This is a genomic window from Shewanella sp. SM101, assembly GCF_025654465.1.
Classification (GTDB): domain Bacteria; phylum Pseudomonadota; class Gammaproteobacteria; order Enterobacterales; family Shewanellaceae; genus Shewanella; species Shewanella oncorhynchi.
The window spans coordinates 123,036-129,157 of sequence record NZ_JAKKRH010000011.1; the positions used below are offsets into that span (position 1 = coordinate 123,036).

The 6,122-nt window shown below is 44.8% G+C and carries 8 protein-coding genes; 7 read left to right on the top strand and 1 reads right to left on the bottom strand.

The window, feature by feature from the left end; all coding sequences use genetic code 11:
- Window positions 1-3: 3 nt before the first annotated feature.
- From ispD to rpoS, 7 genes are all read left to right on the top strand, one after another.
- Window positions 4-795: a 2-C-methyl-D-erythritol 4-phosphate cytidylyltransferase gene (ispD, locus tag L5M38_RS08250; protein ID WP_263167103.1), complete on the top strand. Its 792-nt coding sequence runs from the start codon at window positions 4-6 to the stop codon at window positions 793-795.
- A gap of 37 nt (window positions 796-832) precedes the next feature.
- Window positions 833-1,318 (top strand): 2-C-methyl-D-erythritol 2,4-cyclodiphosphate synthase, encoded by a 486-nt coding sequence (gene ispF, locus L5M38_RS08255; protein ID WP_263167106.1) that lies wholly within the window; start codon window positions 833-835, stop codon window positions 1,316-1,318.
- A 20-nt stretch (window positions 1,319-1,338) separates the two neighbouring features.
- On the top strand, window positions 1,339-2,442 hold the full coding sequence (gene truD, locus L5M38_RS08260) for a tRNA pseudouridine(13) synthase TruD (RefSeq protein WP_263167108.1): 1,104 nt from the start codon (window positions 1,339-1,341) through the stop codon (window positions 2,440-2,442).
- A complete protein-coding gene (surE, locus tag L5M38_RS08265) occupies window positions 2,439-3,188 on the top strand; it encodes a 5'/3'-nucleotidase SurE (protein WP_105251808.1) in 750 nt (249 codons plus the stop codon). Before truD ends, surE begins: the two co-directional genes overlap by 4 nt.
- Window positions 3,185-3,820 carry a protein-L-isoaspartate(D-aspartate) O-methyltransferase gene (locus L5M38_RS08270; protein WP_028761363.1) on the top strand — a complete coding sequence of 212 codons (636 nt, stop codon included), beginning with the start codon at window positions 3,185-3,187 and terminating at the stop codon, window positions 3,818-3,820. Before surE ends, L5M38_RS08270 begins: the two co-directional genes overlap by 4 nt.
- Before the next feature lie 100 nt (window positions 3,821-3,920).
- Window positions 3,921-4,817 carry a peptidoglycan DD-metalloendopeptidase family protein gene (locus L5M38_RS08275; protein WP_263178763.1) on the top strand — a complete coding sequence of 299 codons (897 nt, stop codon included), beginning with the start codon at window positions 3,921-3,923 and terminating at the stop codon, window positions 4,815-4,817.
- Between the two features lie 80 nt (window positions 4,818-4,897).
- Window positions 4,898-5,878 (top strand): RNA polymerase sigma factor RpoS, encoded by a 981-nt coding sequence (rpoS, locus tag L5M38_RS08280; protein ID WP_028761361.1) that lies wholly within the window; start codon window positions 4,898-4,900, stop codon window positions 5,876-5,878.
- A 15-nt stretch (window positions 5,879-5,893) separates the two neighbouring features.
- Here the strand turns inward: rpoS and L5M38_RS08285 are convergent.
- Window positions 5,894-6,122, bottom strand: a 229-nt coding sequence (locus L5M38_RS08285; RefSeq protein ID WP_263176513.1) for a transposase, incomplete at its 5' end; no start/stop codon positions are given.

Genomic DNA, 6,122 nt, shown 5'->3' on the forward strand with positions numbered 1-6,122 from the left:
AGGATGACAGAGCTAGGACATTTAGATCTTGGATTAAATGAACAATCCAATCCCGATAGTCAATCTGATCTGGTAACACAAATTGAATTGCAGCGCCAAGCTGAGCATGTCACTCAAGCTGTGGTTGCCATCGTTCCCGCCGCAGGCATAGGTAGCCGTATGGGCGCCGACAGACCTAAGCAATATCTTGAGGTGTGCGGCCAGAGTATTCTTGCTCATACCTTAGATAAGCTCTTGTCCCATCCGCACATTTCTCAAGTGATCGTCGCCTTACATTCGAACGATACTATCTTCGATACCTTGCCACAGGCCGTGCACCCCAAATTGATTACAGTAATAGGTGGCGGTGAACGCGCTGATTCTGTGTTGGCGGCGCTGCAAATTGCGCCCGAGCACAGTTGGGCCTTAGTGCATGATGCGGCAAGACCTTGTTTAACCGCGACGGATATCGACAAGTTACTCGCATCCAGAGTGCAATTCCCCCAAGGCGCTATTTTGGCTATGCCTGTGCGCGATACCATGAAGCGCGCGAATAAACAGGGTGAAATCAGTGCCACTGTGTGCCGCGATAATTTATGGCATGCATTGACGCCGCAGTTATTTCCAGCGCAGCAATTAAAAAATTACCTCAATGCGGCTCTGGCTGCAGGTGCGGTAGTCACAGATGAGGCTTCGGCGATGGAATGGGCGGGGATATCACCCGGACTCGTTTCGGGCCGTGCTGACAATATAAAAGTGACGCATCCCGATGATTTGGGATTGGCCGAATTGTTTTTAATGCGTGCCGCAAAATAGTCATAATCCAAGTAAAATAATACGTTAGGAATATTAAATGAAAATCCGTATCGGCCATGGTTTCGATGTGCATAAATTTGGTGCTGCACGACCCCTTATTCTTTGTGGCGTAGAAGTGCCCTATGAAACTGGCTTAGTCGCTCATTCAGATGGTGATGTGGTACTGCATGCGATTTCCGATGCGATCCTCGGCGCACTGGCGCTGGGTGACATAGGTAAACATTTCCCCGACACGGATGCCGCCTATAAAGGTGCTGATAGCCGCGTATTGCTGCGTCATTGCTATGCTTTAGCGAGGGCGAAAGGCTTTGTGCTGGGTAATCTTGACGTCACTATCATAGCGCAAGCCCCTAAAATGGCGCCGCACATTGAGGCAATGCGCCAGATATTAGCCGCCGATTTAACCTCGGAACTTGACGACATTAACGTCAAAGCGACCACGACTGAACAGCTAGGATTTACTGGGCGTAAAGAAGGTATTGCGGTAGAAGCCGTGGTACTTATGGCCCGCAAACACGATTAACTTAAGAGTAAAAAAGTCCCATGAGCGAATTACATTATCTGTATGGTAAGCCTTTAGGTACAGCAGATCTAAGAACCCAAAATAGCGATTTTATCGTGAAAGAGATTTTGCCTTTTAGCCCGACGGGTGAAGGTGAACATCATATGCTGCATGTACGCAAAGAAGGGCTAAATACAGTACAAGTCGCTGAAATGATCGCTAAGTTCGCTAAGGTGCATCCAAAGGAAGTCACCTACGCTGGGCAAAAAGATAAAAATGCCATCACAGAACAGTGGTTCGGTGTGCGTATTCCAGGTAAAGAAACGCCTGCTTGGAAGGAGCTCAATAGCGAGCGTTTGACTATATTGTCGAGCAGCCGCCACAGCAAGAAACTGCGAATCGGTGCCTTAGTCGGTAACCGCTTTATTCTTACCCTGAGAAATGTCACCAAAGTGGAAGACATTATCAGTCGTATCGAAAAGGTCGCTCAAGTGGGCGTGCCCAATTACTTTGGTGAGCAGCGCTTTGGTCACGATGGCAAAAACTTAGTGTTTGGTCGCCAAATGATGGCGGGTAAAAAAGTGAAAGATAGAAATAAGCGCAGCATATATTTGTCTGCCGTGCGCTCAAATCTGTTTAACACTGTGGTGTCGTACCGTTTAGCCAACCATGGCACTAAGCCTTTAGCGGGTGATTGTGTGATGTTAGCGGGCAGCAAAAGCTTCTTTGTTACGCCTGAATGGGATCTCATTGTATTGAAGCGTCTGATTGAAAAAGACATTCAACTTTCTGCACCATTGTGGGGGCGCGGCATGATGTTACCCCAAGGTGAAGCTGCTGCGGTGGAAACCTTAGCCATGAGTGAGTTAGCTGACGATTGCTATGGTTTAGAGCACGCCGGATTAGAGCAAGAACGTCGTCCGTTACTGCTTGAGCCCCAAGGCCTTAAATACGAACAAACCGCCGATGGCTTAGTGCTGGAGTTTGTGTTGCCTGCGGGCAGTTTTGCAACATCGTTATTGAGAGAGTTAGTTAATTATCAAGATGTTAAAGAGCAGCAATGGCAAGCGACATTGGTGCAGGAGCCTGCGCCTGAGGTAATTAACGCTAACATTGATACTGTTAAGACTGAAGCAGAGTCATGATCCGTATCCTTGTTAGCAATGACGATGGGATTAATGCTCCAGGTATCAAAGCCTTATCTGAGGCTTTGGCTGAAATTGCGACAGTGCTGACTGTGGGGCCGGATCGAAATTGCTCTGGTGCGAGCAACTCATTAACCTTGACTAATCCATTAAGAATTAATAGGTTAGATAATGGCTATATTTCCGTTCACGGTACACCGACAGATTGCGTCCATTTGGCTATCCGAGAATTATGTGATGGCGAACCTGATATGGTGGTGTCTGGCATCAATGCGGGGGCAAATATGGGCGATGACACCTTATATTCGGGGACGGTTGCCGCCGCGATGGAAGGACGCTTTTTAGGTTTTCCTGCAATAGCGATTTCGCTTAATGGCCGTAAATTCGAACATTATCAATCGGCTGCTGTTTATGCTCGGCGGATAGTTCAAGGTTTGTTGGCCCAGCCTTTGGCAAAAGATCAGATCTTAAATGTGAATGTGCCTGACTTGCCACTTGATCAAATTAAAGGGATCAAAGTGACTCGCCTCGGTGCTCGTCATAAGGCCGAAGGCATAGTGCGAACGCAAGATCCTGCCGGACGTGAAATCTTTTGGCTTGGTCCACCAGGACAAGAGCAAGATGCCACAGAGGGCACTGATTTTCATGCTATCGCCAATGGCTATGTTTCAATTACGCCCTTGACGGTTGATTTAACCGCCTACGGACAACTAACGGCATTGCAAAATTGGGTAGATAAAATATGACTCGAGTTGCCTTAACATCGGCGGTGAATTTAGCTAAAAAGCTTCAAGATGCGGGGATCCGTAATCAAGCCGTGTTAAAGGCGATATCGCATACGCCGCGAGAAATGTTTCTCGATAATGCGCTAGCCCATAAAGCCTATGAAAATACGGCTTTGCCAATTGGACAAGGGCAAACTATTTCGCAGCCTTATATCGTTGCCCGTATGAGCGAACTCTTACTGCACAAGATGCCACAGCGAGTGTTAGAAGTGGGGACGGGATCGGGCTATCAGGCAGCCATTTTGGCTCAATTGGTGCCTCAGCTTTGTACTATCGAACGGATCAAAGGTTTACAAATTCAAGCAAGACAGCGTTTAAAACGATTAGATTTGCATAATGTGTCGTTCAAATATGGTGATGGTTGGTTGGGATGGGCTAATCGTAGTCCGTTCGATGCCATTATGGTGACTGCGGCGGCGGCGACTATACCAGAAGCTTTGCTGTCTCAGTTGGCTGATGGAGGGGTGTTAGTCTTACCTGTGGGAGAGGATACTCAACAATTGATGCGTATTACGCGCACTGCTGACCGCTTTAGTTCTGAAACCATTGAAACGGTTAAATTTGTACCTTTAATTAATGGAGAGTTAGCTTAACCTTGTGTTGTGCTACTGTGTTAAGCGAAGTGCTTGTTTTGCACAGAAGGCGTCATTTTCTCATCATAAACAGTAATACAACCTTACCAAGGAGTTTTTATTGTTGAATGCGGGTTTACTCTTAAACCTTTGCTTTATATTTCTGCTTGTAGGCTGTAGCTTTCAGGCCAGCAGACCCGCACCCGTCGAAAATATTTCCCATAGCTATTCTAAAAATAGCAAAGGCCACATTAAATCGAATTCATATAAAGTTAAAAAAGGCGACACACTCTACTCTATTTCTTGGGCTGCAGGGAAAGACTTTTCTGAAATAGCTAAACTTAATCAATTAGATAACCCTTATACAATTTACCCTGGACAGATTTTATATTTAGCTAATGCTAAATCTAGTAACCAATCAAAATCTACGACTTTAGATGGAAGTATAACGGGTAATTCAGATGCTAACTCAAGTAAAAGTGATAAAAAACAATTAGATGATAAGGTTTATCAGTCTAATGCTAAGTCAAGTAACGATCTGAAAAAAACACTTGATCAGAAAGCTAAGCCCGCGTACCTTGTAACAAGTTCCCAACAAAACGTTAACCAGCTAATGGTTCCACCCACCTCAACACTGCCAGCCAGTGTGAGTCAGTGGCAGTGGCCAGTAAGAGGGAAGTTAATCGGAACTTATTCTGCCAATGAGCAGGGAAATAAAGGTATTAAGATCGCGGGAAATCGGGGAGATATCATCAAAGCTGCTGCAGATGGGCGGGTGGTATACGCAGGAAGTGCTCTTAGGGGTTACGGTAATTTAGTGATTATTAAACATAGTGACGATTACCTTAGTGCTTATGCTCATACGGATAAGATCTTAGTCAAAGAAAAGCAACATGTCCTCGCAGGGCAGACTGTTGCAAAAATGGGCAATACAGGTGCCAATCGGGTAATGTTACATTTTGAAATTCGTTACCATGGACAGTCTGTAAACCCACTTACTTATTTACCTAAACAATGATTGTTTGGGGCCTTGTTGGCAAATGGAGGATAGGAAATTGCACTAATTCAGCAGTTTAATTAGGTTTGGGAGATTTGATCATGAGCCGCATAAATAGCACTGCCGCAGAAGCACTAGTAGATTTTTCCGTAGAAACCGTAGACTTTGATCTTGAAAAAGAAGAAGTTGCCACCGATCTAGTCCAAGAGCTAGGAATAGAACAACAGGTCCAAGATGACCTGCAAAAAAATCTTGATGCCACTCAACTTTATCTAGGTGAGATTGGTTTTTCCCCACTGCTTAGCGCAGAAGAAGAAGTTTACTTTTCCCGTAAGGCGTTAAAAGGTTGTGCAAAATCCCGTAATCGCATGATCGAAAGTAATTTACGTCTCGTCGTAAAAATTGCACGTCGTTACAATAACCGCGGCTTAGCACTGCTCGATCTTATCGAAGAGGGTAACTTAGGTTTAATTCGTGCCGTAGAAAAGTTCGACCCAGAAAGAGGTTTTCGTTTTTCAACCTATGCGACTTGGTGGATCAGACAGACGATTGAACGCGCTATCATGAATCAAACTCGTACTATTCGTTTGCCGATTCATGTTGTTAAAGAACTCAACGTATACTTGCGCACAGCCCGCGAATTAGCACAAAAACTGGATCATGAACCTACAGCGGAAGAAATTGCTGAAAAACTGCAAGTTTCTAGTTCTGATGTGAGCCGCATGCTTAAGCTGAATGAAAAAATTACCTCTGTTGATACGCCTTTGGGGGGCGATAACGAGAAAGCATTATTAGATGTATTGGCCGATGATGATAGTGTTGGCCCTGACTATAAAGTGCAAGATGAAGACATCTCTAACTCTGTGGTGAAATGGCTTAACGAGTTGAACACAAAACAAAGAGAAGTATTAGCCCGTCGTTTTGGTTTGTTAGGTTATGAACCTTCTACGCTTGAAGATGTGGGGGCTGAAATTGGTTTAACCCGTGAACGTGTTCGTCAAATCCAAGTGGAAGCATTAAAACGCTTACGTGATTTATTGGGTTCTCAAGGTTTATCTGTTGAAGCTCTATTTAGAAACTAATACCAATTACATTAATTAACTGGTCAAAATTGTCCACGGTCTAGTACACAATTCTATCACTCTTGCTTTCTTCTCAATGAAGGTATTCCATGCGATAGAGCACTGTTCGACAATATCGTCATAACCACTAAAACAACGATTGGCCAACACATTTTGACGCAGCCATTGCCATACCTGCTCTATTGGATTCAACTCCGGTGAATAAGGTGGCAACTTGAGAAGCGTCAGATTATCAAAGTCATCG

Bases quoted from the DNA above. Each gene is read 5' to 3' on its own strand.
- ispD (WP_263167103.1), top strand. From the start codon at position 4: ATGACAGAGCTAGGACATTTAGATCTTGGATTAAATGAACAATCCAAT.
- ispF (WP_263167106.1), top strand. From the start codon at position 833: ATGAAAATCCGTATCGGCCATGGTTTCGATGTGCATAAATTTGGTGCT.
- truD (WP_263167108.1), top strand. From the start codon at position 1,339: ATGAGCGAATTACATTATCTGTATGGTAAGCCTTTAGGTACAGCAGAT.
- surE (WP_105251808.1), top strand. From the start codon at position 2,439: ATGATCCGTATCCTTGTTAGCAATGACGATGGGATTAATGCTCCAGGT.
- L5M38_RS08270 (WP_028761363.1), top strand. From the start codon at position 3,185: ATGACTCGAGTTGCCTTAACATCGGCGGTGAATTTAGCTAAAAAGCTT.
- rpoS (WP_028761361.1), top strand. From the start codon at position 4,898: ATGAGCCGCATAAATAGCACTGCCGCAGAAGCACTAGTAGATTTTTCC.